Annotated in this window: 1 protein-coding gene; it reads left to right on the top strand. The window is 60.4% G+C overall.

The features are described from left to right. Window positions 1-861, top strand: an 861-nt coding sequence (locus B3P58_RS15770) for an ATP-dependent helicase C-terminal domain-containing protein (protein WP_286718967.1), incomplete at its 5' end; no start/stop codon positions are given. Window positions 862-922: the final 61 nt, after the last annotated feature.

The following is a 922-nucleotide window of genomic DNA, read 5'->3' as shown; positions in this document are numbered from 1 at the left end:
GGTCAGCCGGATCGTATCCGTCTGGCGGCAACGCTGCACCGTAACAGTCTGGCGTCCTTACAGGAAATCGCCCCACAACTGTTCAGCGAGCGCACCGAGATTGGCTGGAACGACAGCGGCCAGCTGAAAGCCCTGCGCCATCAGTGTCTGGGACAGCTGATCCTGAACAGCAAGCCGCTGCCGGCGCTGTCTGCCGCCGACTGGCAACAGGCCTGGCGTGATTACTTTATGCAGCGTGGCCTGAGCGACCTGCCCTGGCAGGATGACGCCAACACAGTACGCAGCCGCATGGCGCTGGCGGCTCAGTATCTGAATCACAACAGCGCTGAAGCCGAGAAATGGCCGGATGTCAGCGATCAGGGCCTGCTGCAACGGCTGGATGACTGGTTGCTGCCGTTCTGTGACAACGCCCGTAGCCTGCGTGACCTTAACAAAATCGCGCTGGCCGATGCCCTACTCAGTCTGCTCAGCTGGGAACAACAGCAACAGCTCGCGCAGCTCTTGCCGACGCACTGGCAGGTTGCCAGTGGCTCGCGCATTGAACTGCAGTACAGCAATGACCCGAACCGCCAGGACGCCCAGGATCAACCGCCGGTACTGGCCGTAAAACTGCAGGAAATGTTTGGCTACGAGGGCCAGCCCGCCGTTCTTAACGGCCGCCTGCCCTTACTGATTCACCTGCTGTCACCGGCGCGCCGGCCACTGCAGGTCACCCGCGATCTGCCACACTTCTGGCGTAACACCTATGCGGAGGTGCGCAAAGACATGCGTGGCCGCTATCCCAAGCATCCCTGGCCGGAAGACCCGCTCAGCGCCGAAGCCACCGCCCTGACCAAACGCGCGCTGAGCAAGCGGCAATAACAGGGGTTACGGAAGCACCGCCTGAAAACTCTTTAAACGAGAAATAATATAAAAATCAACA

The sequence above is a fragment of the Thalassolituus sp. UBA2009 genome (assembly GCF_002335285.1).
GTDB lineage: Bacteria > Pseudomonadota > Gammaproteobacteria > Pseudomonadales > Oceanobacteraceae > Venatoribacter > Venatoribacter alkanivorans.
This window is presented reverse-complemented; position numbering and strand designations above follow the sequence as displayed.